At 30.0% G+C, this 26,902-nt stretch carries 20 protein-coding genes; 2 read left to right on the top strand and 18 right to left on the bottom strand.

Annotated features, from left to right (window positions below):
- Positions 1–23: 23 nt before the first annotated feature.
- The gene (locus tag IC214_RS04640) at positions 24–1,385 is read right to left on the bottom strand and encodes an MATE family efflux transporter (RefSeq protein ID WP_227851185.1); all 1,362 of its coding nucleotides are present in this window, start codon (positions 1,383–1,385) and stop codon (positions 24–26) included.
- Positions 1,386–1,981: 596 nt separating this feature from the next.
- Here IC214_RS04640 and IC214_RS04645 point away from each other — a divergent pair.
- Together IC214_RS04645 and IC214_RS04650 are read left to right on the top strand one after the other, a co-directional pair.
- A complete protein-coding gene (locus IC214_RS04645; protein ID WP_227433974.1) occupies positions 1,982–3,745 on the top strand; it encodes a bifunctional homocysteine S-methyltransferase/methylenetetrahydrofolate reductase in 1,764 nt (587 codons plus the stop codon).
- A 252-nt stretch (positions 3,746–3,997) separates the two neighbouring features.
- Positions 3,998–5,116 carry a GGDEF domain-containing protein gene (locus IC214_RS04650; protein ID WP_227866306.1) on the top strand — a complete coding sequence of 373 codons (1,119 nt, stop codon included), beginning with the start codon at positions 3,998–4,000 and terminating at the stop codon, positions 5,114–5,116.
- Positions 5,117–5,213: 97 nt separating this feature from the next.
- Here the strand turns inward: IC214_RS04650 and IC214_RS04655 are convergent, their stop codons facing one another.
- The 17 genes from IC214_RS04655 to adhE all read right to left on the bottom strand — a co-directional run bounded on the left by IC214_RS04655 (position 5,214) and on the right by adhE (position 26,877).
- The gene (locus IC214_RS04655) at positions 5,214–6,932 is read right to left on the bottom strand and encodes a putative 2-aminoethylphosphonate ABC transporter permease subunit (protein ID WP_227433972.1); all 1,719 of its coding nucleotides are present in this window, start codon (positions 6,930–6,932) and stop codon (positions 5,214–5,216) included.
- Between the two features lie 4 nt (positions 6,933–6,936).
- On the bottom strand, positions 6,937–7,926 hold the full coding sequence (locus IC214_RS04660; RefSeq protein WP_227433971.1) for an ABC transporter ATP-binding protein: 990 nt from the start codon (positions 7,924–7,926) through the stop codon (positions 6,937–6,939).
- 104 nt (positions 7,927–8,030) lie between these two features.
- Positions 8,031–9,080 carry a putative 2-aminoethylphosphonate ABC transporter substrate-binding protein gene (locus IC214_RS04665; protein WP_227866307.1) on the bottom strand — a complete coding sequence of 350 codons (1,050 nt, stop codon included), beginning with the start codon at positions 9,078–9,080 and terminating at the stop codon, positions 8,031–8,033.
- Between the two features lie 420 nt (positions 9,081–9,500).
- Positions 9,501–10,169, bottom strand: coding sequence for a V-type ATP synthase subunit D (locus IC214_RS04670; RefSeq protein ID WP_227482033.1), 669 nt, complete (start codon positions 10,167–10,169; stop codon positions 9,501–9,503).
- Positions 10,170–10,174: 5 nt separating this feature from the next.
- On the bottom strand, positions 10,175–11,548 hold the full coding sequence (locus tag IC214_RS04675) for a V-type ATP synthase subunit B (protein ID WP_227433968.1): 1,374 nt from the start codon (positions 11,546–11,548) through the stop codon (positions 10,175–10,177).
- Positions 11,545–13,323 carry a V-type ATP synthase subunit A gene (locus tag IC214_RS04680; protein ID WP_227866308.1) on the bottom strand — a complete coding sequence of 593 codons (1,779 nt, stop codon included), beginning with the start codon at positions 13,321–13,323 and terminating at the stop codon, positions 11,545–11,547. Before IC214_RS04680 ends, IC214_RS04675 begins: the two co-directional genes overlap by 4 nt.
- Before the next feature lie 115 nt (positions 13,324–13,438).
- On the bottom strand, positions 13,439–13,756 hold the full coding sequence (locus IC214_RS04685) for a V-type ATP synthase subunit F (protein WP_009893746.1): 318 nt from the start codon (positions 13,754–13,756) through the stop codon (positions 13,439–13,441).
- The gene (locus IC214_RS04690; RefSeq protein WP_227433965.1) at positions 13,749–14,726 is read right to left on the bottom strand and encodes a V-type ATP synthase subunit C; all 978 of its coding nucleotides are present in this window, start codon (positions 14,724–14,726) and stop codon (positions 13,749–13,751) included. Before IC214_RS04690 ends, IC214_RS04685 begins: the two co-directional genes overlap by 8 nt.
- Before the next feature lie 16 nt (positions 14,727–14,742).
- A complete protein-coding gene (locus IC214_RS04695; RefSeq protein ID WP_227433964.1) occupies positions 14,743–15,306 on the bottom strand; it encodes a V-type ATP synthase subunit E in 564 nt (187 codons plus the stop codon).
- Between the two features lie 51 nt (positions 15,307–15,357).
- Positions 15,358–15,849: a V-type ATP synthase subunit K gene (locus IC214_RS04700; RefSeq protein ID WP_021385913.1), complete on the bottom strand. Its 492-nt coding sequence runs from the start codon at positions 15,847–15,849 to the stop codon at positions 15,358–15,360.
- 2 nt (positions 15,850–15,851) lie between these two features.
- The gene (locus IC214_RS04705) at positions 15,852–17,777 is read right to left on the bottom strand and encodes a V-type ATP synthase subunit I (protein ID WP_227830890.1); all 1,926 of its coding nucleotides are present in this window, start codon (positions 17,775–17,777) and stop codon (positions 15,852–15,854) included.
- A gap of 1 nt (position 17,778) precedes the next feature.
- A complete protein-coding gene (locus IC214_RS04710; RefSeq protein ID WP_227433997.1) occupies positions 17,779–18,090 on the bottom strand; it encodes a hypothetical protein in 312 nt (103 codons plus the stop codon).
- 639 nt (positions 18,091–18,729) lie between these two features.
- Positions 18,730–19,005 carry a Nif11-like leader peptide family natural product precursor gene (locus tag IC214_RS04715; protein ID WP_227866309.1) on the bottom strand — a complete coding sequence of 92 codons (276 nt, stop codon included), beginning with the start codon at positions 19,003–19,005 and terminating at the stop codon, positions 18,730–18,732.
- Positions 19,006–19,089: 84 nt separating this feature from the next.
- A complete protein-coding gene (locus IC214_RS04720) occupies positions 19,090–20,499 on the bottom strand; it encodes a L,D-transpeptidase family protein (RefSeq protein ID WP_227830891.1) in 1,410 nt (469 codons plus the stop codon).
- Between the two features lie 377 nt (positions 20,500–20,876).
- Positions 20,877–21,539: a phenylalanine--tRNA ligase beta subunit-related protein gene (locus tag IC214_RS04725; protein ID WP_227866310.1), complete on the bottom strand. Its 663-nt coding sequence runs from the start codon at positions 21,537–21,539 to the stop codon at positions 20,877–20,879.
- Positions 21,540–21,782: 243 nt separating this feature from the next.
- On the bottom strand, positions 21,783–24,002 hold the full coding sequence (locus IC214_RS04730; RefSeq protein WP_227482029.1) for an EAL domain-containing protein: 2,220 nt from the start codon (positions 24,000–24,002) through the stop codon (positions 21,783–21,785).
- A gap of 271 nt (positions 24,003–24,273) precedes the next feature.
- A complete protein-coding gene (gene adhE / locus IC214_RS04735; RefSeq protein ID WP_227482147.1) occupies positions 24,274–26,877 on the bottom strand; it encodes a bifunctional acetaldehyde-CoA/alcohol dehydrogenase in 2,604 nt (867 codons plus the stop codon).
- Positions 26,878–26,902 lie beyond the last annotated feature (25 nt).

The raw sequence follows: 26,902 nt of genomic DNA on the forward strand, positions 1-26,902 counted from the left end.
ATACATTTAATATAAATTAAATTTTATTTAGATACCTTATATAATTTCCCAAGTTTAAGCAGATATATAAATAAACTTATCATTAATATTCCCTTTAATATACTTGATATTGTTATACTCCACCAAACACCATTTAATCCTAATATTTCTGGTCTAGATATAAAGTAAGCTAATGGTACTCTTGCACCAGTCAATACAGTAACTATTATAGAAGGTATATAGGTTCTACCTAATCCTTTAAAAGCTCCTGTTGTTATTATTTCTAGACACATAAAAAATTGAGAGTATCCTAATATTTTAAGATACATAGCTCCTTTTTCTATTGCTTCACTTTCATCTATAAAAACAGAAAAAATACTTCCACCTGCAAATATCAATACTAAGGTTGTCATTATTCCAAGTATAGAAGATACAATTATAGCTATTTTACATCCTTTATTTATTCTAGAATACTTTTTGGCTCCATAATTTTGTCCAACAAAGCTTCCTAATGCAACAGCTAATCCTTCAGCAGTCATCCATGATATTGCTTCTATTTGTGACCCTACTTTTTGCACTGCAACTGCAACAGGCCCCCATGAAGCCACTATTACACCAAGCAACATTGAAAATATTGTAAACATTCCACTTTGTATAGCTACAGGAAAACCTAACTTATATAACACTTTATAGTATTTAAGTTCTATTTTTCTGAAGATTTTTATCTTAAAATACTCCTCTTTACTCTTAAGTATTATATATAGAAAACATGTAGTAACTACTATTTGTGCAAATACAGTAGCAATAGCAGCTCCTGCAACTCCAAGTTTTGGAGCAGGTCCCCATCCAAAAATTAGAACAGGGTCAAGTATAATATTAGTTATTAGCCCTATTGTATTGATGCAAAAAGGTGTTCTACTATTCCCAAGTCCATTGAAAATTGCAGTAAATACTGGATTGATAAAATAAAATACCATACCTAAAGCTACTATTATTAAATATTGTCTGGACATAGATATAACTTCTAAATCTCCCAATCTGAAAAAACCTATTAGTTGTTTATTGAGTACTATCAAAACCATAGTATATATTATTGCCAACATAAGGTTTATTTCTACTGCTGATTTTATATATGATTTAGTAGTGCTTATATTATTTTCTCCTATACTTTGTGCTACCTTTACTTCACCACCTACTTTTGAAATCATAATAAATGCCATTGCAAGCCATGGAAAAAATCCCGCTGTCCCAACTGCAGCTACTGCTTTACTTCCAGCTTTACCAACCCATATCATGTCTATCATGTTATATCCCATTTGTATAAATGAAGTCCCCATTATTGGGAGTGATAGTTTAAGTAACTTTTCAGTAATACTTCCTTCTGTTAAATCAAGTCTATTTTTCATTTTCCACCTCTTTTATATTATAATTATAAAATTAAAAAGCCCTTTAATTGTACACTTAAATCAACTACTATGTTTATTTAAGTAAATTTACCATCATAAATAAATTTATTATATTTAAACTCAATAAGTTGAAATAAAGTTACTAATTTAAAATGATTTTTAGCTTCTACTTTTCTAATCTACCATATATTATTTCTCTATAACAGTACATTTAACACCTTGAATATCTATATTATTCTTCCCAGTCATTAATACAAATTCTACTCTGTACAATATACCCCATTTACAAGAATTTACTTATAATATAGCATTTTTAGATTATTTAATATATATTACCTGTCTATGTAGTTTCAAATTGTGTTAACTATAATAAAATATGGTAATGTCTATCATTGATTTTCAGCAATAGATATAATTATATCACTATCTCACCACTATGGTTCTTATTTTAATACCATTAAGTAAATATATCAAAATCACCAACAAACTTGTTATATAGGCCAATATATTCCACTATATTTTCCAAAGATTGACAAGTTTTTTTGGGGTTGATATACTAATACTTAAAATATTTTAAATTCGTATGAGGTGAAGCAATGAACATAAATGAATATATCAAAGACTCTGTTTTAGTTTTTGATGGTGCAATGGGTACATACTATTCCAAACTAAAAAATAGTCCTTTCAATTGTGAAATAGCCAATATAAATGATGCATCTACAATATTGTCTATCCACGAGGAATATATAAAAGCTGGATGTATGGCTATTAAGACAAATACTTTTGCAGCAAATGAAACACTTCTAGAGTGTGATTTTAAAACTGTCAAAGATATTATAAAAAGTGGGTATGAAATTGCATTAGAGGCAACAAGAAATACAGATGTATTTATATTTGCTGATATTGGTCCAATACCTGCTCTAAATGATAGAAATTTGTTACCTGACTATAAGAAAATAGTAGATGTATTTTTAGAAATTGGAGCAACTAATTTTCTATTTGAAACATTTAGTAGTGATGAATATTTACCAGAAATCTCAAGTTATATAAAAGAAAAACAACCAAATGCATTTATCTTAACAGAATTTGCAGTTAATCCAGAGGGCTTTACTAGACTTGGAAAAAGTGGAACTAACATCTTTAAATCTATTTCCAAGGACAAAAATATTGATGCATTAGGATTTAATTGTATCTCTGGCCCACACCATTTATTACATTTTATAAAGACACTTGATATTAATGACAATATAGTTTCTATTATGCCTAATGCAGGCTATCCAACTATTATCAATAATCGTACATTTTTTGAAGATAACTCAGACTATTTTTCAGAACAGATGCTAGAAATATTAAATCAAGGGGTTCATATACTAGGTGGATGCTGTGGTACAACACCTGAATTTATCAAAAAAACTGTTGAAATAATAAATTCTTTATACAAAGGCAATGTTGCCATAAAAAATGATATTTCTCCAAAAGAAAAAATTAAATCTGTGGCAAAAAACGAACTCTTAGAAAAGCTTGATGGAGGTAAAAAAATTATAGCAGTTGAATTAGACCCTCCTATTGATACAGATATTGAATTTTTTATGAATAGTGCTGAAAAACTAAAAAACTACGGAGTTGATGCAATAACAATTGCTGACTGCCCTATAGCAAGAGCAAGAGTTGATAGTAGTTTATTAGCTTGTAAAATAAAGAGAGAGTTAGACATCACTCCTATTCCACATATGACATGTAGAGATAGAAATATTAATGCTACAAAAGCTCTTCTTTTAGGATTAAATATTGAAAACATAAACAACGTGTTAGTAGTAACTGGAGACCCTATACCTTCTGCTGAAAGAGATGAAATAAAGGCCATGTTCAGTTTTAACTCTTCTATACTAGCAAATTACATAAAAACTTTAAATAAAGATACCTTTAATACTCCATTTAATATATTTGGAGCTTTAAATATAAATGCAACAAACTTTGATTCTCAACTTAAGCACGCTAAGATTAAAATAGAAAATGGGGTTACTATGTTTTTAACTCAACCAGTTTTAACAGAGCAAGCTTTATTAAACTTAAAAAAAGCTAAGGAAATACTTCCTGCAAAGATACTAGGTGGAATTATACCTGTAGTAAGTTACAAAAATGCTTGTTTTATGAATAATGAAATTTCAGGAATTACTGTTTCACAAGACATTATAGACATGTACAAAGATGCTTCAAAAGAACAATCTACTAAACTTGCTATCAATATATCAACTCAAATAGCAAAAGAAATTGAACCTTATGTAGATGGTTATTATATTATTACACCATTTAAAAGAATTGACATAGTATGTGATATATTAGCAGGTATTAATAAATAAAATAATTATAATATAAATACTATTAAGATATTATAATGTTTATTTATTAAAGTATAGTGTAATTTTAAAAAGCCTTGTATTTGAATCTTTTAAGCTAAATTATAGATTGTAATTTTTAGATGATTTTGATAATATAGATGTATATTATGGTAATATTTATAGATATACATTAATTATGGGGAGATTTTGTGAAATATTTTTTTACAAAAAATTTGGGATATGGAAATAAATAAAAAATTCAATAGAGTTGATATGCAAGTTTCAATACTTACTGCAATTATTGTAATAATTTCTTCTTCATGTGTTTATTTTTTTAATTATGTACTCACTTATAATGATATGATTTATACTTTAAGTGAGAGGTCAAGACATATATATAAGTATGTAGAAAAAAATCTTGATAAAGATACCTTTATTGAAATTAATTCTGAAAAAGACCACTCAAAAGAGTCTTATAAAAGTGCTAAAGTGCTATTGGAATCTGTAAAGAATACTACTGGAGTTATGTACTTATACACTGCAAAAAAAACAAAAGATGGCTCATTAGTATATGTTGTTGATGGTTTAGATTCATCTAGAAGCGATTTTAGAAATGCTGGTGATTTGATAGAAAAAGAGATTTGGGGTGACCTTAACAAAGCACTAGATAATAATATATTGCTACCTAAAAAAATAAAAAAAACATCTTGGGGACATATATTTATATCGTACTTTCCCATCCATAATGATGTTGGTAAAGTCGTTGGAGTAATGGGAATTGAATTTGAAGCAAAACATCAATACAATACCTTTAGATTTATAAGTATAGTTACTCCTTTTATAGCTTTATTAACCTGTTTAATATCAGCATTAGTAGCAGTAATCCTGTTTAAACGTATATCTAATCCTACATATACTGATTTTGCCAATACTGATTATTTAACAGGATTAAAAAATAGAAACGCTTTTGAAATAGATATGAATAACTTAAACAATTCAAATCTTAAACAACCAATTTCTATAATGTCAATAGATTTAGATGGCCTTAAAAAAATCAATGATAAATTTGGCCATCAAACAGGAGATTTATACATTAAAAATGCAAGTAAAATTATACAAGATGTAATAAATAAAAAACATATAGTTTATCGCGTTGGTGGAGATGAGTATATAATTATTTTAAAAGATTCTTATCATGAAGAAATAGATAGTATTGTCAATAAGATTAATTTAAAAATAATTGAAGAAAACGCTACTAATGAATTAAATTTATCCATGTCTATTGGATATGCAGTTTTCGATGAAAACTTAGACAACTCTTTATTTGATACATACCATCGTGCAGATTCTGAAATGTATTGTAACAAAAGAAAAATTAATAAAAACGATTAATATTTATTTTAAATTTATATTAAAGAAGTCTATTCTATAAACAATAAATTATAAGAATAGACTTCTTTAATATGTGTATTTTTATACAATAACTTCTTTAGTTAAAATTTGCTCTTTTTTCCAAACGATTTTTTATAAATTCATGTATTACCTTAACTAGTACATTTGTAATTAATATCAATACAGCTAGTGCTGCTGCTTGTGCTGTACTTCCCTTATCATCTAACTGTACAATTGATATAGCTGCTACCTTTGAACTTGCTGTATATATAAATACTAGTGCTGATATTGTTACCATAGAATTTAAGAAAAAATACATAAAGTTTTCTAAAACTGCTGGCAAACAAAGTGGTATTGTTACATTCTTAAGAATTGATGCACTATTTATTCCCATTGATTTTGCCACCATGTCTAATTCTTTGTCCACTTTCTTAATAGCTGTAGTTGCAGTTATAAAAGCTACTGAGAAAAAATGTACCACATTGCATATAACCATAATAAATAATGTTCCGTACAATCCATTAAACAAGTTCTTAATGTATATTGTATCCATTAGATTAAACTCTAATTTATTAAAGAATAGTACATAAGCTATACCTAACACTAACCCTGGTAATGCCATAGGCAATGTACTTAAAAAATATCCAAATGATTTTAAATATGGAGCTTTTTCTGTTTTTTCGTTTAGATATGCAAATAAGAAAACAAAACTTGTCCCAAGAATAGCTGTCAGTAATGACATTTCTATTGAATTTATAAATGGCTTAATTCCATCAATACTACTTTTCATAGAAAAGTGTTCAAGTGTGAGTCTTAAATCATATGGCCAAACAGATATTAGTGAAGATAAGATTACAGTCAACATTACAGCTATTATTCCAAATGCAATAATTCCTACAATGACTCCAAATATACTGTCTCTTAACTTATTAAATTTAACCTTATATGGGATTGATTTTGAATTTATATATGAATTTTGATTTTTTTCGATTTTTTTAGTTACTATAAAAGATATTATTGCAGGTATCAAAAGTAATATTGATACAGTTGCTCCCATAGGCATATTTTGCTGCCCTATAATTTGCTTGTATACATCTATTGATAATACATTGAAATCTCCTCCAATAACTTTTGGAGCTCCAAAGTCTGTAAAGCACAATGTGAATGATACAAATGCTGAACTTATTAAAGAGTACTTAATGCTAGGTATCGTTATACTTAAAAACTCTCTTATCTTGCTTATTCCCATAGCATTGCTAGCTTCATATAATCTATAATCAGTTGAATTTAGTGATATATAAAGTATCTGAAATGATTGAGGAAATACATATATAATTTGTGCTAATACTATTCCAATTGAACCATATATCGGAATATTTATTCCAAGTAAATTAGTCACTACCCCTTGATTTCCAAATAAATATACCAAACCTATAGCATGCATCATTGTAGGGGCAAACATAGGAAACATCGCTATAGATTTAAGAAGTCCTTTAAACTTAATCTTTGTTCTTGTTAGTGCATATGCATACACTAGTGCGAGAGTTAAAGATATTACAGTTGATATAACAGATACAAATATTGTATTTTTCAGAGAATTTAACAGTGCTTCAGAAGCTAAATACTCTTTAAAATTTTGTAATCCAACAAAAACTCCATCTTTATCTAAAAATGCTTGTACAAACAGATAGATTATGGGTGCCAATAAAAATATTACCAAAGACATAACTAATACTGTAAGCATACATTTTTTTATATCTAAATTTATTTTAGATTTAATATTTAAACTTTTAGAACTTATAGCATTATTATTCATATATTTATGCTCCTTTAACTTTTGGATACTTTAAATAGTATTTTTCATCTATACTTACACTTACAAAGTCACCCTCTACTAAATTTAAATTAACCCATTCTTTTATAGAAACATCACTTATTATAAAATTTTCATTTAATTTATCTTTTATTTCCACTCTCAATAGATTCCCTCTAAATTCTATATTAGATATTGTTCCATGACAATTTTCTTTTGTTGACTTTTCTATTTGAACATATTCTGGTCTTACAGTTAATATAGAATCTCCTCTATCAAAACAGTTTGTATCTCCTATAAATTGAGCTGTAAATAGGTTTTGAGGATTTTGATATATTTCTTCTGGAGTCCCTATTTGCATTATGTCACCACCATTTAAGATTGCAATTTTGTCTGCCATAGTTATAGCTTCTTCCTGGTCATGTGTTACCATTATTGTTGTTATATTTAATTCTTTCTGTAGTTTTTTAATATCCATTCTAAGTTTGTGTCTAACTTTTGCATCAAGTGCAGACATTGGCTCATCTAAAAGTAAAAACTTTGGCTCAAGTGCTAATGCTCTTGCTATTGCAATTCTCTGTTGTTGACCTCCTGACAATGCTTTAGGATACTTATGAGCTTCATTACTCAATCCAACTGTTTCAAGCACTTCTCTAACCTTCTTATCTATCTTTTCTTTTGGTACCTTTCTTTCTTTAAGCGGAAAAGCTATATTATTATATGCTGTCATATTTGGAAATAATGCATATGATTGAAATACTATCCCAAAACCTCTCTTTGATGGCTCTAACTCTGTTATATCTTTATCTTGAAGAATTATAGCTCCACTATTTACATCTTCAAGCCCTGCTATTATTCTAAGTAATGTAGTTTTTCCACATCCACTAGGTCCAAGTAAACATAGAAACTCACCTTCTTCAATATCTAAACTAATATTGTTTAACACTCTTTTTTGGTCATAACTCTTGAACACATTATTTATTTTTAAGTAACTCATATCTAATCTCCCCTTATACAATTATATTTGTTTTTTTAATTTTATATTTTAATTTTTCTTATAAATTTCTTTTCTCTATTTCTATTAAAAAATCCATTTAACTTTTACTTACTTTCAGATTTTGAACCATACTTTGATTCCCAAGTTTTTAACACTGCACTTCTATTTTTTGATGCAGAGTTTAAATCAACTTCTTTAATCAGCTGTTCTAATGGACGTTTAGAGTAACCTTTTGGTACAGGATTCTCTGTCTTTATAGAAGTTACTGCTACTTCATGTGCATATCTGTCCATAGCTGAATCACTTATTGCCCAATCTAAAAACAATTTTGCTTCTTTTTTTATATTATCTTTCTTAACCAAAGCATTTGCTTCTAAATCCCAACCTGAACCTTCTTTTGGAAATACTACTTCTATAGGTTCTCCACTAGACAATTGCTGTGTAGCTCTATATCCAAGTGTAATGCCTATTGGGTATTCTCCTGAACCAGCTAGTTTTGCAGGTTTCGAACCTGAATGTGTATATGTAGCTATATTCTTATGTAGTTTATCCATGTAATTATAAGCTTCTTTTTCACCCATCATTTGAATAAGTCCTGATACTGTAAGATAACCTGTACCAGATGATGCTGGATTTGGCATTGTTATAAGACCTTTGTACTCTGGTTTTATTAAATCATTATATCCTTTTGGAACATCTAGACCTAATTTTTCAAGTTCTTTGTAATTAACTACTATTGCTGTCTCTGGTACACTCATACCTACCCATGATACATCTTTTCCAGTATCCTTAAATCTCTTATCTACCTTGTCATAATTTTTAGGCTTATATGCTTCAAGTGCCCCATCTTCTTTTAGTTCTATCATATTCATTGCTGATAATCCCCATATAACATCTGCTTGTGGATTATCCTTTTCTGCTAATAATTTTGAAGCTATTACACCATGAGAATCCATAACTATTTCTACATCAATATTAGGATACTCTTCTCTAAATCCTTCCATATAGTAAGTTATTTGCTCTTCTTCTAATGCTGCATATATTGTAAGTTTATTATTTCCTTTTCCTTGAGTAGTTTGTGGTGTTGTTGATATGCAACTTGTCATAAATGCAATTACTACAATACACAGACAAGTAAATATAAATTCTTTCATATCTTCCCCCTTTTTGTGTTTTTGTCTTTTTTTAATTGTTTTTTATTGTTTTTGCTTATGTTTATATAATACACCTAATTTGTTAATACGAAGTTAAGTGTAAATTAACAGTTCGTTAATTTTTAGAAATTTTTGTTAAATTTATTATTTTTTTACAAAGTTCTAGGCATATAGACCATTATATCTTCATAAAAATTCTTATAAAAAACACCCTTTTACCCATATGAGTATGATTTTATTTGAGCTTTTTTATATACAAGGTAGAATATACATAACTTTTACATCTGGAGTATTGAAATGAATATTGAGAGATTAATAGGTAATTAATTGATACCGCCAATTCCGAATATGTGCTTACTTGCACTAAAAAGCCTAACTCCTATAAACTAGGATGTTAGGCTTATTTTTATAAGTATTTAATTATCCAACCAAATCATTTTTCTTTTTTTCTTCAAGTGCTTTTTTAAGCACCATATCCTTAACCTTCATAAGTCTAGTAGTACTTGCTCTCTCATTTTCTTCAAGCTTCATAGCAATATACTTAATAGTTTCAATGTAATTTGGTATCATTACATTTTCAAGAGCATTAACACGTCTACGTGTCTTTTCTATCTCTTGTGCAAGAAGCTGTGCACTTTTTTCACTTTCTGCAAGTCTTAAAAGTGGTTCCATTGCATCTGAAAATGCTTCCATAGCAGAATCTAATTCACCTGATGTAAAAGCAAGACCATAAGGATAAATATCACTTTGATTGTTTTCAGTTTTAAAGTCAAACACAGGAACATCAACACTCATTATGTTTCTTGTAGAAACACCTACAGAAACAGATTGTTTTGGCATCATAAGTGCTGAACCTAGATACTCCTGACTCATAACTGCCCTTGCAATTATAAAATTTTTATAAGCAGCATCGAGAGCATTTTCTGCTTCTTCACGTAATCGCTTATTTTCTCTTACAATTTCAAGAAATTGTTTCATAAGTTCATCAAGCTTATCTTTAAGAAGCTTATGACCTCTTGTCGCAGTTTTAAGGAGTTTCTTAAGTCTAGTCATTTCCATACGTGTTGGATTTATATTTAATCTAGCCACAGATATCACTCCTTAGGCATATATTTTTCAAAATATTCATCACGAATACGTTTAAGTTCACTTTTTGGTAACATACTAAGAAGCTTCCATCCAATTTCTAATGTTTGCTCAATAGTTCTGTCAGTTCTAAATCCTTGTGAAACGTATTCTTTCTCAAATTCATCTGCAAATTTTGCATACATTAAATCAATTTCAGAAAGTGCAGATTCACCCAATATTGCCATAAGTTCTTTTGCATCTTTACCTCTTGAATATGCTGCAAAAAGCTGGTTCATTGTATCTGCGTGGTCCTCACGAGTCTTACCTTTACCAATCCCCTTATCTTTAAGACGAGAAAGTGATGGTAAAACATCTATAGGAGGTTGTATATCTTTTTTATAAAGTTCACGGTTAAGTATAATTTGTCCTTCTGTAATGTATCCTGTAAGGTCAGGAATTGGATGTGTTTTATCATCCTCAGGCATTGTAAGTATTGGAATCATTGTTATAGACCCTTCATGTCCTTTCATTTTTCCTGCTCTTTCATACATTGTAGCAAGGTCAGTATAAAGATAACCTGGATATCCACGACGTCCTGGAACTTCTTTTTTGGCTGCGGAAACTTCACGTAATGCTTCTGCATAGTTTGTAATATCTGTTATTATAACAAGTACATGCATATCTTGCTCAAAAGCAAGGTATTCTGCTGCTGTAAGTGCCATTCTAGGTGTAGATACACGCTCTACTGCTGGGTCATTTGCAAGGTTTACAAATACCACAGAACGGTCAATTGCTCCTGTTGCTTTAAAATCACTTATGAAGAAATCTGCATCTTCAAAAGTTATACCAACAGCTGCAAATACAACGGCAAACTTAGAGTCAGTTCCACGAACTTTTGCCTGTCTTGCAATTTGAACTGCAAGATTAGCATGTGGCAAACCAGAACCTGAGAATATAGGAAGTTTTTGCCCTCTAACCAAGGTATTAAGTCCGTCTATAGCAGAAACACCAGTCTGTATAAACTCAGCTGGATAATCACGTGCTGCTGGATTTATAGGTGCACCATTTATATCAAGTCTTTTATCTGGTATAATTTCTGGTCCACCATCAATAGGTTTACCCATCCCACTAAAAACACGACCTAATATGTCTGGTGAAACTCCAAAATCAAGACTCTTTCCTAAAAAACGTACTTTACTTTCAGCAAGGTTTATACCTGTTGAACTTTCAAAAAGTTGAACAAGTGCAGTATCTTCATTTACTTCTAGAACTTTACAACGACGAATTTCTCCACTTGAAAGCTCAATTTCTCCAAGTTCATCAAATTTTACACCTTCTACGCCGTTTATTAACATAAGAGGACCAGCTACCTCTTGTATTGACTTATATTCCTTTATCATAGTTCTTCAGCCCCCCTCTTCTTAATAAGGTCAGCAAGCTCGTTGTCTATTTCATCTTCAATTGCATCGTAAGCAGCATCTAGTTTATCTTCTTCTACATACTTAGCACGACCAATCTTTTCAAGAACTGAAAGCTTGATAATATCATTTATAGTAACATTTTGCTTAATAGCATCTTGTGCTGACTTATAGAATTTTAGAATAAGCCCCATCATTCTATACTGTTTGTGAAGTGATGTATAAGTATCAACTTCATGGAAAGAGTTTTGATGAAGGAAGTCCTCTCTTATAGAACGAGTGACTTCTAGTATCAATCTATCTCCATCTGAAAGTGAGTCAACACCAACCAATTGAACTATCTCTTGAAGCTCAGATTCAACTTGCAAAAGTTTCATAGCTTGAGCTCTTTGAGCTGAGAAATTATCATTTATATTTTTATCTGCCCATACATCAACTTTCTCCTGATAAAGTGAATAACTTGTTAACCAGTTAATTGCTGGGAAGTGACGTTTATATGCTAATGAAGCATCAAGTCCCCAGAATACTTTTACTATACGAAGTGTTGCTTGGCTAACAGGTTCTGATGTATCACCACCAGGAGGAGAAACAGCACCAATTGCTGTAAGAGTTCCTTCTCTATCATCCATACCTAGACAGTTTACTTTTCCTGCTCTCTCATAGAATTGAGCAAGACGCGAACCTAAATACGCTGGGTAACCTTCTTCACCTGGCATCTCTTCCAAACGACCACTCATCTCTCTAAGAGCCTCTGCCCATCTTGATGTAGAATCTGCCATAAGTGCAACACTGTATCCCATATCTCTAAAATATTCAGCTATTGTAATACCAGTGTATATAGAGGCCTCACGCGCAGCAACTGGCATATCTGATGTATTAGCTATAAGTACTGTTCTTTGCATAAGTGACTCACCTGTTCTCGGGTCTTTTAGTTCAGGGAATTCAAGAAGAACATCTGTCATTTCATTTCCACGTTCTCCACATCCTATATATACAACTATATCTGCATCTGCCCATTTAGCAAGCTGATGCTGTGTAACAGTTTTTCCACTTCCAAAAGGTCCTGGAATAGCTGCTACCCCACCTTTTGTAATTGGGAAAAATGTATCTATAACTCTTTGACCTGTAACAAGAAGTGAATCTGGTGTTTTCTTTTCCCTATATGGTCTTTCTTTTCTAACTGGCCATTTTTGCATCATAGTTACAGCTATATCATTACCTTTTTCGTCTGTGATAACACAAACTGTATCCTCAACAGTAAATTCTCCAGAATATATTTCTTTTATAGTACCTTTTACGCCATAAGGAACCATAATCTTACATTCCACTACAGCAGTTTCTTGAACTACCCCAATTATATCTCCTGCTACGACTTTATCACCAGCAGATTTTTTAGGTTTGAATTCCCATTTAATTGTTCTATCAAGTGAAGATACTTCAACACCTTTAGTTATATTAGTACCTGAAATTTCATACATTTTTTCAAGTGGACGTTGAATACCATCATAAATAGTTGAAATAAGACCTGGCCCAAGTTCAACACTCATAGGCATTCCAAGAGAAACCACTTCTTCTCCTGGTCCTAGACCAGAAGTTTCCTCATAAACCTGTATAGAAGCCTTATCTCCATGCATTTCAATAATCTCGCCTATAAGATGTTTATCAGAAACTCTTACGACGTCAAACATATTCGCATCTCTCATGCCCTCCGCTACAACAAGCGGTCCTGACACCTTTACAATTGTGCCTGTTTTCATATTCTCTCACCTGCAATCATATACTTTATCAAAATTTAAATATTCCCTCCTATATTTTATCAATACATTTTTTAGCATTAACAAAATTTGAGATTGTCTCTTATTCAATTTGCATCTATTCTTTAAATAATATATCTGCACCTATAGCACGTTTACTAGATTCTCTTACTTCATTCATACCTAATCCCATACTTCCTCCAATACCTGGAATAACTATAATAGCAGGAAGTTGATAGTCTTTGTATTTTGCTATTGATTCTTTTGCAAGCAATGACGCCTGTTCTGTAATATAAATTATCGCATATTCATCTTCAACCAACTTATGTATACTTTTTTTAATTTCGTCACTATCATAGGCTGGGAAGATATCTATTCCAAGAGCTAAAAATCCCATGATGCTATCTTTATCTCCAACTACTCCTACCTTATACATAAGCATCCCTTAGCCTTTCTTTTATAGTATCTGCGTCTATATTATTAAGCTTACTAGTCATAATAATCCTAATTGTTTTTATTTCTGATTCTTTAGCATATAAATATGCAATTAGCGGTTCTAGTGTAAGAGGTTTAAATTTTGCATCTCTAACATATTCCATAAGATAATCATCACAAAGTTTTTCAAAGACAGTAAATCCACTATCCATGCCATTTTTACAGACATCAGAGTAAGAAGTAGATTTAAAACATGATGCTGGAGTGTCTGAAGAAAAAGCTTCTAAGAATTTTTCTTTATCAAGTGAGCCACCTGAAACAAACACATTCATAAACATATCAAAATCTTTCTTCATGTTTTTAACTCTTATAAAACTCTTTAGATTTGTTAAATCACAAACTTTCATAACATAATCTATTACAAATTTATTTTGACTTTCTGTAGCTGTCTCTTTCATACTTGAAAAAGTTGCTTTATCTAAAACAATATCAACCATCTGACCATTTTGTGTTTTACTATAAATATCAAATGCATCTATTATTGCTCCTGCCATTATCTTAGGTAAATCACTAAAACTACGATTTGCTAAAGATTCTTTAAGCTTCGCAAGTGAAATTGTACCTCCATCAATTAAGTACTTTTCACCATCTACACCAGAAATTTCTTCTTTAATCAAAACTTTTAAGTTATGATAATCATTTTTATAAAGGAATACATCAACAAATTTTTCTTCAGGGGCTAGACCTTTAAGAATTTCATATGTTTTAGATAATTCTTGAGTCAAAACATTCTCAAAATTGTGAACATTATTATTTGACGAATCCGTATAACCCGCTTCTGCTATAATTCTTAAAGAGTCTTCAGGGCTTTTAGCTTCTGCCATTTGAATAAACATTTGTCTGTTAAGAAGCTGTTTTTCAAGCACTCTTATTCGTGCCACGGCATAGGGATAAGTTTTTTCTTCTGCCATCTTTTAACCCCCCTCCTTAATTAAACAAAATTTCTGCTGCAATTTGCTCAATATCTTCATGCTCTACTGCAATTATAGCTTCAAACGAATAATTATACTCAATGTCACCTTTTTTAACTATGAAACCTCCAGTAATATCTCTAGTTTCATCAGATACTTTAATGCCTTTTTTAGATAATACATCTTTTAATGTTTTTCTATCTTTTTTAGATAATACTATCTCAGATCCATCTGTACAATTCGCTTTTTCAATCATATTTAATATAATTTGTTCATATTCACTATCTTTAAGATTTAGAAGTTTATTTTTAGCTTCTAAAATTACTGCTTCTAAAATCTGTTGTTTCTTTGATAATATTTGTTTCTTAGCCTCCATATAAGCTCCTGATATTTCCTTAGAAGCTGCTTTCTCTGCTTCTGCCTCTGCAAGCTTTGTATAGGAAGCCATTTCCTTTTCAGCTTTTTCATTAGCTGAACTTATCTTTAAATCTGCTTCACTTTTAGCTTTATCCAATATTTCTTGTGCCTCTTGTTTGGCATCAGCTATAATTCTGTCAATCATTTTTTGTTCATTACCCATAGGAGTGCTTCCTCCTTTTCATTTTTTTTACTTATGAATTATATTCTATAATTAACCAACTGCAATTCCATTGTAAGCTAAGAAAGAAACAAGTAGTCCTAAAAGAGCATATGTTTCAACTATCGCTGCAAATGTTATAGCTTTACCAAGTTCTTCAGGTCTTTTAGCAACTATTCCAACCCCTGCTGCTGCTGCCTTACCTTGTGCAATACCTGATACTAAGCCAACTAGACCAATTGGAAGTCCTGCCATAAGAAGTTGTAAACCTTGAGCTGATGTTGGTATCGCATCTCCACCAATAATTCCTGCTTTTGATAAAATAAGGAAAGCTATGATAAATCCATATAGACCTTGTGTACCAGGAAGAAGTTGCAAAACTAGAAGTTGACCGAATTTACTAGGGTCTTCTGTTACAACACCTGCTGCGGCTTGACCTGCTATTGAAGTACCTTTAGCAGAACCCATACCTGCAAATAACGCTGCTATAGCAGCTCCTGATATTGCCAAAAATTGACCATTTCCTAACGCGTTTAAAAATTCCATATTTACATCTCCTTTTTATTAATGCTTGTATATTTTGTTTTATACTTAAACGGAACAAAAGGAACTCCTCCGCCTTCATAAAACTTATTGAAAAATTCTACATACTGTAACCTACTTGTATGAACATATGCACCTAGTGCATTTATAAGAAGGTTTATTGTGTGTCCTACAACACCAATTACAACTGCAAATATTGGACCAGCTATAGCCCCTAAAAGATTGATAACCTGCCCTATAACTCCTGTTGTTAGACAAAGAGCCATAATTCTTGTATAAGATAATATATCAGCAAAATAACTTGTTATACCATAAAGACTTGAAAATCCTTTAAAAAGCTTAACAGGAACACCTTTAAAGCTTCTTCCTTGAGTAAGGATAAGACCTATAGCACCTATAATTGCTAAATATTTTCCTACTTCAGAAAATACGCCAATATCTCCTGCAACAAAAGGTATTATAAGTAGACATACCCCTGTTATACATAAATACCAAAACCCTATATCAAAAATTGCATCTATTACCTTTCCATCTCTTATTAATGTATATGCTTTAATTCCCAAACCTACATATATATGGATAATACCGAACAGTAATGACATCCCCATAAGTACCATAACATCCTCTAAAGGATTAATTAAAGCTTTTATAGGAACTAAATCCCCCAAAATACCCCCGAATATAAGACCCCATATAGTAGTTGAAACTCCACAAATACCAATAAGTTTAATTAAATTTCCTTCACCCTTTTTCATTTTTGATTTGTATACAATAAATCCACAAGCTAGGGCAATTATTATCCCATATGCAGCATCACTTAGCATCATTCCAAAGAATACAACATAGAAAAAAGTCATAATCGTATTTGGGTCAATATCTTTTGTGCTTGGACAACTGTACATGTTTGTTACACTTTCAAAAGGTGTTACAAGTTTATTGTTTTCAAGTAGAATCGGGAAACCTTCTTCTTTGTTTCCTTCCTCTGTTTGAACACAACAATCAAACTTTTCTGTGATTTCACTAATTAGGTCGCTTGCACTTTTACTTGGTAACCAACCATTAAGACAGAATGTTGTTTTTGTTTTTACAAGTCTCTCTATAATCTTTTTCTGGTCTCTTTCTATAGTGTAAAAGTCATATAGATTTTCAAGCATGTGTATATTATTTCCATGATTTTTGATTTCTTCTGTCTTATCTTTAGAAACGTTTTCCTGTCTAATTATCATTTCATTGTATTTCTTGATAGCTTGTGATGGTGTACCTTCCTCACTTGGTAATGTAACTATTGTAAAATTAAATTCTTTAAGAACTTCTGTAGCATTATCAAAAGTTTCTTTTAAAGTAATTAAATAAACATAGTTCATTAACTTGTCAGAATCAATAATTCCAAGAACACTTTCTGGCACTTCATCCTCTAGTCTAACTCTTAAAGCATCAATATTTGCATTTGTGGGTATAGTTCCTAGAATAGTTTTTGTATACTTAGTTTCCATCTTTTCAAAAGGAACATCAAAGTTTACCCATGGCTCTAACATACTTTTATTATTATTTAATAAATTTATGTTACTCCTTATTGTACCTATCTCTTTATTTAGATTATTTAACTCCAAAACTTCAGCATAAATTTCATCTTCTTTTTCACTGTCAATTTTGTTAAATTCTCTTTTTGGTGCAAACATAGCTTTCTTTTGTTTCACTAGTGAAGAAACAATGTCAATCGCTTGATTCACATGTGCCATCTTCTGTTCTAGCATTATAACCTCTGACTCCTCACCATCTTTTGTAAGATGATTTTTTAACTCATCCATTTCAGTAAGAAAGGCACTATCATCAATCTGAACAAATCCACGGTTCATAAGTAGCTTTAAAATTTGGCTTTTTTGAGCTTCTAAGCCAACAATAGATATCTTGTTCATATTAACTATTGCCATATTATCTCACTACCTTTCCAATAACCGCTTCGATTGCCTTACTTCGTCTTTCTGTCGCAGTTTTTTCAATTTTCAGACATTCACTTTTAGCATCTGCCAAGATTTTATCAACCTCTGCTTTACTGTCGGTGACTGCCTTCTCAACAAGAGTTTCTTCCATAAGCTTTGCTTGCTTTTTTACATCAGTCAAGATGCTTTCACATTCGTTTACAGCATCAGCTCTGATAGACTCTGCATCAGTAACAGCTTTTACTTTAATACTGTCTGCTGTCTGCTCTGCCTCAACAATGCTTTTTATTATTTCAAAAGCCATCCAAATCACCTCTCTTACCTTTTTACTATGTATATAACTAATTAGAGTTTTTTATTCTAATTAGATTACTACCTCATTGTTAAAGTATAAACAGCATTTTTATATAATAATTAATTTTTTTCAACATTTATTTTTTAATAAAACATATTTTAGAGTAGTACTTGCTTAGACTTACATTCTTTTTTGACTTACTTTTAGACTATGACATGAGTATGATTTTTAAATATCATTATTTTCAATAATTATAATTTAAAGCAATATGGTTTGTCAATAGCGTTATTTTGTTTTGAAATTAACGGTTTATCGACATTTTCAATTTTTATTTCAATTTTTTTTTACATATAATTTTATTTATTCCATATAAATTATTTTTATCTTTTTTTTCAACACATAGAATGATAAAACTTATTGTTTTTTTTGAATTTTTAGAAATATCTTATATTTTTTCATCTAACTTTTATAAATCATCAGCTCATATCGATTTTTGTCAGCTTATTTTAGTTTAATTTTTTCTAAATTTATTAGATATAAGTTAATCCTTTTTTAAGATTGATAAAATTTACACTTATTTTTAAATACTTTAGTCCCTCAATCATTATCTTAACTTTAAATAAGTAATACCACTAATTAGTTTATATATTATATATTCACCAACATGATGAAAAAATCCTCGAACCAATCACTCCAATCTTCAATAGGATATGCAGCTCCTCCATTTACGCTTTTTAAAAGATTGGATGTATATTCTTCTCCTATAGAAAAAAGTTCACCTATCGTTATATCATATCCTCTAGATGTAACTACTTTACAAAATGAATCCATAACATCACGTTGTTTTCTTGTTTCCATAATCTCTTTCTTAAACTCTGAATCGTTCTTTGCTTCATCTAAAATTTTAATTAATTTTTCATTCATTATATACATTCCTTTCTATATAAAAAAGAAGCCATCTAAAAAAACTAAGATGACTTCACTTAATCGTTATAAACAATATTTTTACTAGTATAAAATAATTGGTGTACCTGGTTCTATATTTTCATAGATTTTCTTTGCCTTAGAAAAAGGTGTGTTTACACATCCATGTGAACCTGAAGATCTATATATACCTCCACCAAAAGAACCTCTCCAAGTAGCATCATGAATTCCTATATTTCCATTAAATGGAAGCCAATAACTTACAGGTGAACTATAGCCTTGACCAGTTAAAGAAACATTTCTAGCTTTATAGTTAAGAGGATATATCCCTGATGGGGTAGCAAATCCTCTACCTAAATCGCCTGTTACAACATCTGTTGATACAAGCATTTCTCCATTCTTAAAGAACCACATGTGTTGGTCAGAAAGACTAATCTCAACATATGTATTACCAATATCATCTTTATTACGAGATACAGCTTTTTGTATGTAGATAGGTTCTCTTGTAACATTTTTTCCAGCTTTTACAACATCAACTAAAGCTTCTGCTTCTTTCTTTTTATCTATCAACCATCCATAAATTCCACCTGAAATAGTAATCTCTTTGCCAGTTGCAGTTTTAAATGGTCTTGAATCTCCAAAAGTACTATATTTTTTGCTTAATCCTCTTGTATACTCTACCATCACATCATTATCGAAAGTTATGTCATAATTTTTTTCTGAGTCTACCTTTAACCACTTATTAATCTCAGAGCCATCTAAAGTTTCCTTACGGTCACTAAAATCATATGTAACAACTACACTGACATATTTATCTAATGTCTTAATAGCCTCTTTTAACTTTTCTGAATCCTTTGTATTGTTTGGAACTTCATATAATTTACTCTCCTCTAAAGAAACAGAAGTAACACCAGAATTAATTGATTTTTTTACTAATTTATAAAAATCATCTTTTTTTACTTTGTTTCCAAGTACTTCTGGTACTATAACATAAGCATTTTTACTGCTATCATACTTAGGGTATGCACTCTTAGGCTCTACAACATTTTTACTATCAAAACAAGATAAAGCATTAAACCCTTTTTCTAGTAAATCTTTATCATATGAAAGAGTTACCATATTATTATACTCTTTAGATTTAAATATTCCACCAATCCATCCAAACGCACTTTGGCTATCTTTTATTTTTTGAACCTTATCATCTGGTGTAAACTTTAAATCTATATCTTTTGCTTTTATTTGTTCTTTTTTATTGTTTCTTTCCTCTAGACTTAAAGTATAAGAATTAGTACTTGATGCTAATAAATCATTTACTTGTTCAACTGTCTTTCCTGAAGCTTTCACACCATTAATAGTTGTACCAAAGTAAAAATGATTTCTAAAAAAGATTGCCATCCCTATATAAGCTACAATCAAAACACCTACTACTATAGCTATCTTAACTTTTAGATTTTTTTGCCCACTTTCTTGTTTTGCCTCTTTTCCTTCAATCATAACTAAATCCTTTCTTCATTATAATTACCTATGTACTTTACTAGTTTTAAAAAACCTTATTTCTTCTATATACCCAAACTATTATATTATTAATTTATATTTTTAAAGATAGAGTTATTTACATGATATCAATTTATATTTCAGATAAAATGATTATTGTCAATTCCCCCTTTCAAAATCCCTTAAATATAACCTCTGCTATAATAATATATTACCATACTTTTAAGCATCAGTGTGGCTATCTGTCTATTTTTGTTACATTAAACTACTATTTCCAAAAAAAGAAACTAATATCTTGTTAGTTTCCTTTTTTGATTCATTCTTATATATTGGTATCCAACTTAACATAACGTTGTTATATACATTTTATATAATTATTATTTAATTATTTTAGTTTCTATATCCTTTCCATCTGCATACTCTTTAAGTAAATCCTTAGCGTATCCAAAGTACTCTTCAATATCTGATTCCGAACTAAATGAAAATATACAAATTAGTATTTCAATTGCATCTGTTGTTATCATAGCTCTCTCGGAATCACTAGTTGGGCTTCCAAATTTACCTAATGAATCAGATAATATAGGTAGATTTTCTATATTTATCAACTCTTTTCCAATACCTTTATACTGCTCGCCTTCATCACCTACAGTAAAACATATTGGTGGATGTAGTTTACTTACATTATATGTACCAACTGGATATAATGATTTTATAGATATTAGATTATTTATTTCAACTATATTATTTATTGTATATAGACCCTTACCTTGAACAATTCTTCTAACTAATGCTTCTGAAGACGTTCTATATCTACTTGGATTTTTACCAAGTTCTTTATATGCATCTCTTGCATCTTTAATCTTATCCAATTTCGTAATATCTTCAATTTCTAGCTTTTGATTCAAAATATCACAAAACTCATTTATCCCATTTATTAACTTTTCTGAGCTTTTATTTACTACTACTTTTGCTTGGATACATCCTAATTTTGCATCAGGCCATTTGTCCTTAAGTTTTTTATCAATGCTTATATCCATCATACTCAAACAACTCCTATCATTAAATTTTTATTTAAGTTTTTTATCATCTATACATTATAGTACTATTTTTTTGTTAATAACATATTTATATCCAAAATAATTTATTTTTAACAGATTTTTATAAAAGATAATTACTTTCCTCATATCTGAATCTTACAAAATAAAAACACTAATTATCTAGCAAGCATTTATTAAATCCAAGCATATATAATAGTGTTTTATATGAAAAAATAAATTTTATTTTTAAAGTAATTTCATAAAATTTTGAACTGGCATTGGTCTTGCAAAATAAAACCCTTGAACTAAATCACATCCAAATTGCTTCATTAACTCAGCCTGTTTCTTACTCTCAACGCCTTCTATAATTACAATTAAATCTAATGATTTTGCTAGAGATACTATAGACTTTGCTATATTACGACTTTTCTCATCATTTTCAATACCATTAAGAAAAGACTTATCTAATTTTAATACATCAATTGGCATGTCCCTTAGACAACTAATAGAAGAATAACCTGTTCCAAAATCATCCATAGAAATTGAAAATCCATGCTTCCTTAATTCATTTAAAACACTTTTTAGTATATTTAATTCATTAATAACTACAGTTTCTGTTATCTCTAATTCAATTAAATTTGAATGTATGTTATATGTTTGGATAGTACTATTGATAAATTTTACAATATCTGGTTGATATAACTCAACTCTAGATAGGTTTACTGAAACTGGTACTAATTTTTTCCCTTGTTTTTCCCATTTAGATAAATCGCTACAAACTCTTTCAAATACAAATCTACCTATTTTTAAAATCAATTGACTTTTTTCTGCTATTGGAATAAATATAGCTGGACTTATAAACCCATGTTCAGGATGATTCCATCTTATCAGTGCTTCACTTCCTATCATCTCACCATTTACAAGTGAAAACTTAGGTTGATAATAAACTTCAAATTGATTCTTTACTAATGCTGTCTTTATATCATCTAAAATTATAGCTTCCTCACTAAGCTTATTTCTAACATCTTCATTATAAATAGCATAGTTTATATTTTTACCTTTGGCAACAGACCTTGCCATATTAGCTTTATTTACAGCCTTTTGAGCATCTACTTCTCCTTCTTCTACGAAGTAAATACCCACACAAAGAGAAATTTCAAATACTGTATTTAGATTATTTTCAATATTACTTCGTATACTATCAATTTTTTTTATAATTTTATTTCTTCCATTTTTATATTCACAAAAAATAGCAAAATAGTCACTTGAAAGCCGTGCATATATTTCACCTTCTGTTAGTTCCTCTTTTAAAGCACTTGCTATAGTAATTAATAGATTATCACCAAATTCATATCCAAAAGTATCATTAATCATTTTAAAATTATCAATATCAAAATATACTATAATATAATTTAAAGATGGTTTATTTAAAAGATACTTACTACATTCTCTATAAAATTTATTTTGATTTCCTATATGTGTAACTCTATCTTCATATGCTAAACTTAATATTTCTTTTTCATTAGATTTTTTTATGTACATTATATAGAAAATAATTGCAATAAACACAAATATAATCAATAATACTGCATATACAGCTCTCTTAATAATTTGCTCAGAATTACGGAATATAACATTTTCTGGAATTGAAAAAATCAAGTTCCAATCCTTTATATAATTATCTTTTTTCTTTCCATTATCCATAGTAGCATATCCTAGGTATCGTCTTTCTCCTGACATATTTAAGATTGCAGCACCTGTTTTATTTTCTTCTAATTGTTTTTTTAATTGATTTACATCTTTAATATCATTATCCTGCTTTAACAATTCATAAATATTTCTTGATAATCTATCTTGTTGAGGATGAAGTATAACTGTCCCATTATTTTTTACAACATAAGATATACTATTATTTTCATAAAAAGATACATTTATAAGTTTCATTAGAGTATTGACATCATAAGTACAATACAAAACTCCAACTACTTTATCATTATTTAATATTGGTACTGAGATAGTAATCTTTTTTACAGACTTATTTACTTCATCAATATATGGGCTTGAAACATACTTTTTACCATTAATTGAATTTTTGAAGAATTCTCTATCCTTAACAGAAAACTTATTACCCTTAGTATTTTCTGCATTCCCATTTATATCAACAATTGCCATAGTATAAAATTTTTGGTTTTCCATTTCATCTAAAAGCTTTTTTATTTTTTCTTCATTAGACATGTTAGGATTTGAAGTATAATAACTTGAAAAAATATTTAAAATATCTAAATCTTTTTCAATTTGTCTTTGTGCTAACTGAGAACCTTGTATCGCAACTTCTTTTATATGTACTTCTGCCTCTGATATAAGAAGTTTTCTTGTATCTTCTATATATAGATATCCTAATATCAGAAATAATGATGCCATTAAAAGAATTATAATTAATGTAACACTTTTATTTCTTTTAGTCATCTTACCCCTCCCTTAATTAGTCAACACTTTATATCCCTATTTATATCTTTATTAATACAAATTTATTACTTATCTTACATACAAATATACCCAAATATTACATATAGATTCATTCTAATTATTATAATAACATTATTTAATTGAATTTTGAATTAAAGTTTCAAAACTATTTATGTTTTTTTAAATGAAAAATCCCATATACAATGATATTATATATCTAATGTATACAGGATTTTAGTTTATTTATTTTATAGTAAGTTTTATAGTAAATTTATTTTCCATAATATGAATTTAAATACATTTCTTTTATTTCATTCATAAGAGGATATCTTGGATTCGCACCTGTACATTGGTCATCAAAGGCTTGAATCACCATTTCATCTAGTGAATCTATAAATTTAGATTCCTCAACACCAAATTCTTTTATAGTTTTAGGAATACCAACTTTACTCTTTAAATCTTCAATAGCTATCAATAAACTTTGGAATTTTTCTTCATCAGAATTTCCTTTTAATCCCAAGAATGAAGCTATTTCAGCGTATCTCTTTAATGCCTCTGGATACTTATATTGAGAGAAAGCTCCCATTTTCTTTGGTGCATTAGAAGAATTAAATTTCATAACATCTGTTATTAAAAGAGCATTTGCAACACCATGTGGTACATGATGGAAAGCACCTAACTTGTGAGCCATAGAGTGACAAACACCTAAAAATGCATTTGCAAAAGCCATTCCTGCCATTGTAGAAGCATTTGCCATTTTTTCTCTTGCTTCTGAGTCTTTTGCTCCATTATCGTATGCACGTGGAAGATATTCAAATATGCTCTTAATAGCTTGTAAAGCTAGACCATTTGTATAGTCAGTTGCAAGCATAGATACATATGCTTCTAATGCATGAGTCAAAGCATCAATACCAGAAGCAGAAGTTAATCCTTTTGGCATATTCATCATCATATCCGCATCAACTATAGCCATATTTGGCATCAACTCATAATCAGCTAATGGATATTTAACACCTGTATCTTGGTCAGTTATAACTGCAAATGGAGTTACTTCTGAACCAGTCCCTGCTGATGTTGGTATAGCTACAAAACTAGCTTTTTCACCCATTTTAGGGAACGTATACACTCTTTTTCTTATATCCATAAATCTCATTGCTAGGTCTTGGAAATCTACTTCTGGATGCTCATATAATGTCCACATTATCTTACCTGCATCCATTGCACTTCCTCCACCTATAGATATTATTACATCTGGATTAAACTCTCTCATAGCTTTAGCACCTATCTTAGCACATTCTAAAGTTGGGTCTGGTTCAACTTCAAAGAAAGTAGTGTGCTTGATGTTCATTTCATCTAATAGGTCAGTAACTGTCTTAGTATATCCATTATTGTAAAGGAATGTATCTGTTACAATAAAAGCTCTCTTTTTATTCATTACATCTTTAAGTTCTTTTAACGCCACTCCTAAACAACCTTTTTTAAAATAAACTTTTTCTGGTGCTCTAAACCAAAGCATATTTTCTCTCCTCTCAGCTACTGTCTTAATATTAAGTAAGTGCTTAACTCCTACATTTTCAGATACTGAATTTCCTCCCCAAGAACCACATCCTAAAGTAAGAGAAGGAGCTAGTTTAAAATTATATAAATCACCTATACCACCTTGAGAAGAAGGAGTATTAATTAAAATTCTACAAGTTTTCATAGCTTTAGTAAATTTATCAAGCTTTTCTCTCTGATTTACATCATCAATATATAATGAAGATGTATGACCAAACCCTCCATCTTCTACCAATTTTTCTGCTTTACTAACTGCATTATCAAAGTTGTTTGCTTTATACATTGCAAGTACTGGTGAAAGTTTTTCATGAGCAAAAGCTTCTTCTATTTCAACTGAATCAACCTCACCTATTAAAACTTTAGCATCAACTGGAACTTCAAAACCTGCTAATGTTGCTATTGTGCAAGCTGTTTGACCAACGATTTTAGAGTTTAATCCCCCATTTACTAAAATTACATTTCTTAATTTTTCTGTTTCTTCTTTATTTAATAAGTAAGCACCACGATCTTTAAATTCTTTTTTAACTTCATTATATATATTTTCCAATACTATAACTGATTGTTCAGAAGCACATATCATACCATTATCGAATGTCTTAGATACAAGAATTGAATTTACAGCAGTTTTTATATCTGCGCTATCATCAATTATTGCTGGTGTATTACCTGCACCGACTCCAATAGCTGGTTTTCCAGATGAATATGCCGATTTAACCATTCCAGGGCCTCCTGTAGCAAGAGTTAAGTCAACTTCCTTCATAACAGTCGTAGTTAATTCCAAAGATGGCTCATCAATCCATCCGATTATGCCTTCAGGAGCTCCAGCCAGAACAGCAGCTTCAAGAACTACCTTTGCTGCCTCTATAGTAGAATTTTTTGCTCTTGGATGTGGAGAAAATATTATTCCATTTCTAGTTTTTAGAGCTAAAAGTGATTTAAATATAGCAGTAGAAGTTGGATTAGTTGTAGGTATAACTGCTGCAACAACTCCTATTGGCTCAGCTATTTTAGTCATACCAAAGGCTTCATCTCTCTCTATAACGCCACAAGTTTTAGTTTCTTTATATGCATTGTATATATATTCTGATGCATAGTGATTCTTTATAACTTTATCCTCAGCAATTCCCATACCAGTTTCTTTTTGTGCCATTATAGCTAGAGGAACTCTTTGCTTATTAGCTGCTAAAGATGCTGCTAAAAAAATCTTATCTACTTGCTCTTGAGTGTATGTAGCAAAGATTCTTTGAGCTTCTCTAATTTTTGCTAATTTTTTAACTAAATTTTCAACATTATTTACAACGCATGCATTATCTGCCATAGCTTCTTCTCCCCTTTTATTTTCT

It is taken from the genome of Clostridioides sp. ES-S-0190-01, assembly GCF_020658275.1.
Classification (GTDB): Bacteria; Bacillota; Clostridia; order Peptostreptococcales; family Peptostreptococcaceae; genus Clostridioides.

Excerpts from the sequence above, each read along its gene's own strand:
- IC214_RS04685 (WP_009893746.1), bottom strand. The coding sequence starts at position 13,756 with ATGTATAAGGTAGGAGTAGTTGGAGATAAAGATAGCATCATGGGATTT.
- IC214_RS04695 (WP_227433964.1), bottom strand. The coding sequence starts at position 15,306 with ATGGGTAATGAACAAAAAATGATTGACAGAATTATAGCTGATGCCAAA.
- IC214_RS04730 (WP_227482029.1), bottom strand. The coding sequence starts at position 24,002 with ATGACTAAAAGAAATAAAAGTGTTACATTAATTATAATTCTTTTAATG.
- IC214_RS04715 (WP_227866309.1), bottom strand. The coding sequence starts at position 19,005 with ATGAATGAAAAATTAATTAAAATTTTAGATGAAGCAAAGAACGATTCA.
- IC214_RS04680 (WP_227866308.1), bottom strand. The coding sequence starts at position 13,323 with ATGAAAACAGGCACAATTGTAAAGGTGTCAGGACCGCTTGTTGTAGCG.
- IC214_RS04710 (WP_227433997.1), bottom strand. The coding sequence starts at position 18,090 with ATGGCTTTTGAAATAATAAAAAGCATTGTTGAGGCAGAGCAGACAGCA.
- IC214_RS04650 (WP_227866306.1), top strand. The coding sequence starts at position 3,998 with ATGCAAGTTTCAATACTTACTGCAATTATTGTAATAATTTCTTCTTCA.
- IC214_RS04640 (WP_227851185.1), bottom strand. The coding sequence starts at position 1,385 with ATGAAAAATAGACTTGATTTAACAGAAGGAAGTATTACTGAAAAGTTA.
- IC214_RS04665 (WP_227866307.1), bottom strand. The coding sequence starts at position 9,080 with ATGAAAGAATTTATATTTACTTGTCTGTGTATTGTAGTAATTGCATTT.
- IC214_RS04725 (WP_227866310.1), bottom strand. The coding sequence starts at position 21,539 with ATGATGGATATAAGCATTGATAAAAAACTTAAGGACAAATGGCCTGAT.
- IC214_RS04690 (WP_227433965.1), bottom strand. The coding sequence starts at position 14,726 with ATGGCAGAAGAAAAAACTTATCCCTATGCCGTGGCACGAATAAGAGTG.
- IC214_RS04645 (WP_227433974.1), top strand. The coding sequence starts at position 1,982 with ATGAACATAAATGAATATATCAAAGACTCTGTTTTAGTTTTTGATGGT.
- IC214_RS04675 (WP_227433968.1), bottom strand. The coding sequence starts at position 11,548 with ATGATAAAGGAATATAAGTCAATACAAGAGGTAGCTGGTCCTCTTATG.
- IC214_RS04700 (WP_021385913.1), bottom strand. The coding sequence starts at position 15,849 with ATGGAATTTTTAAACGCGTTAGGAAATGGTCAATTTTTGGCAATATCA.
- IC214_RS04720 (WP_227830891.1), bottom strand. The coding sequence starts at position 20,499 with ATGATTGAAGGAAAAGAGGCAAAACAAGAAAGTGGGCAAAAAAATCTA.
- IC214_RS04705 (WP_227830890.1), bottom strand. The coding sequence starts at position 17,777 with ATGGCAATAGTTAATATGAACAAGATATCTATTGTTGGCTTAGAAGCT.
- IC214_RS04660 (WP_227433971.1), bottom strand. The coding sequence starts at position 7,926 with ATGAGTTACTTAAAAATAAATAATGTGTTCAAGAGTTATGACCAAAAA.
- adhE (WP_227482147.1), bottom strand. The coding sequence starts at position 26,877 with ATGGCAGATAATGCATGCGTTGTAAATAATGTTGAAAATTTAGTTAAA.
- IC214_RS04655 (WP_227433972.1), bottom strand. The coding sequence starts at position 6,932 with ATGAATAATAATGCTATAAGTTCTAAAAGTTTAAATATTAAATCTAAA.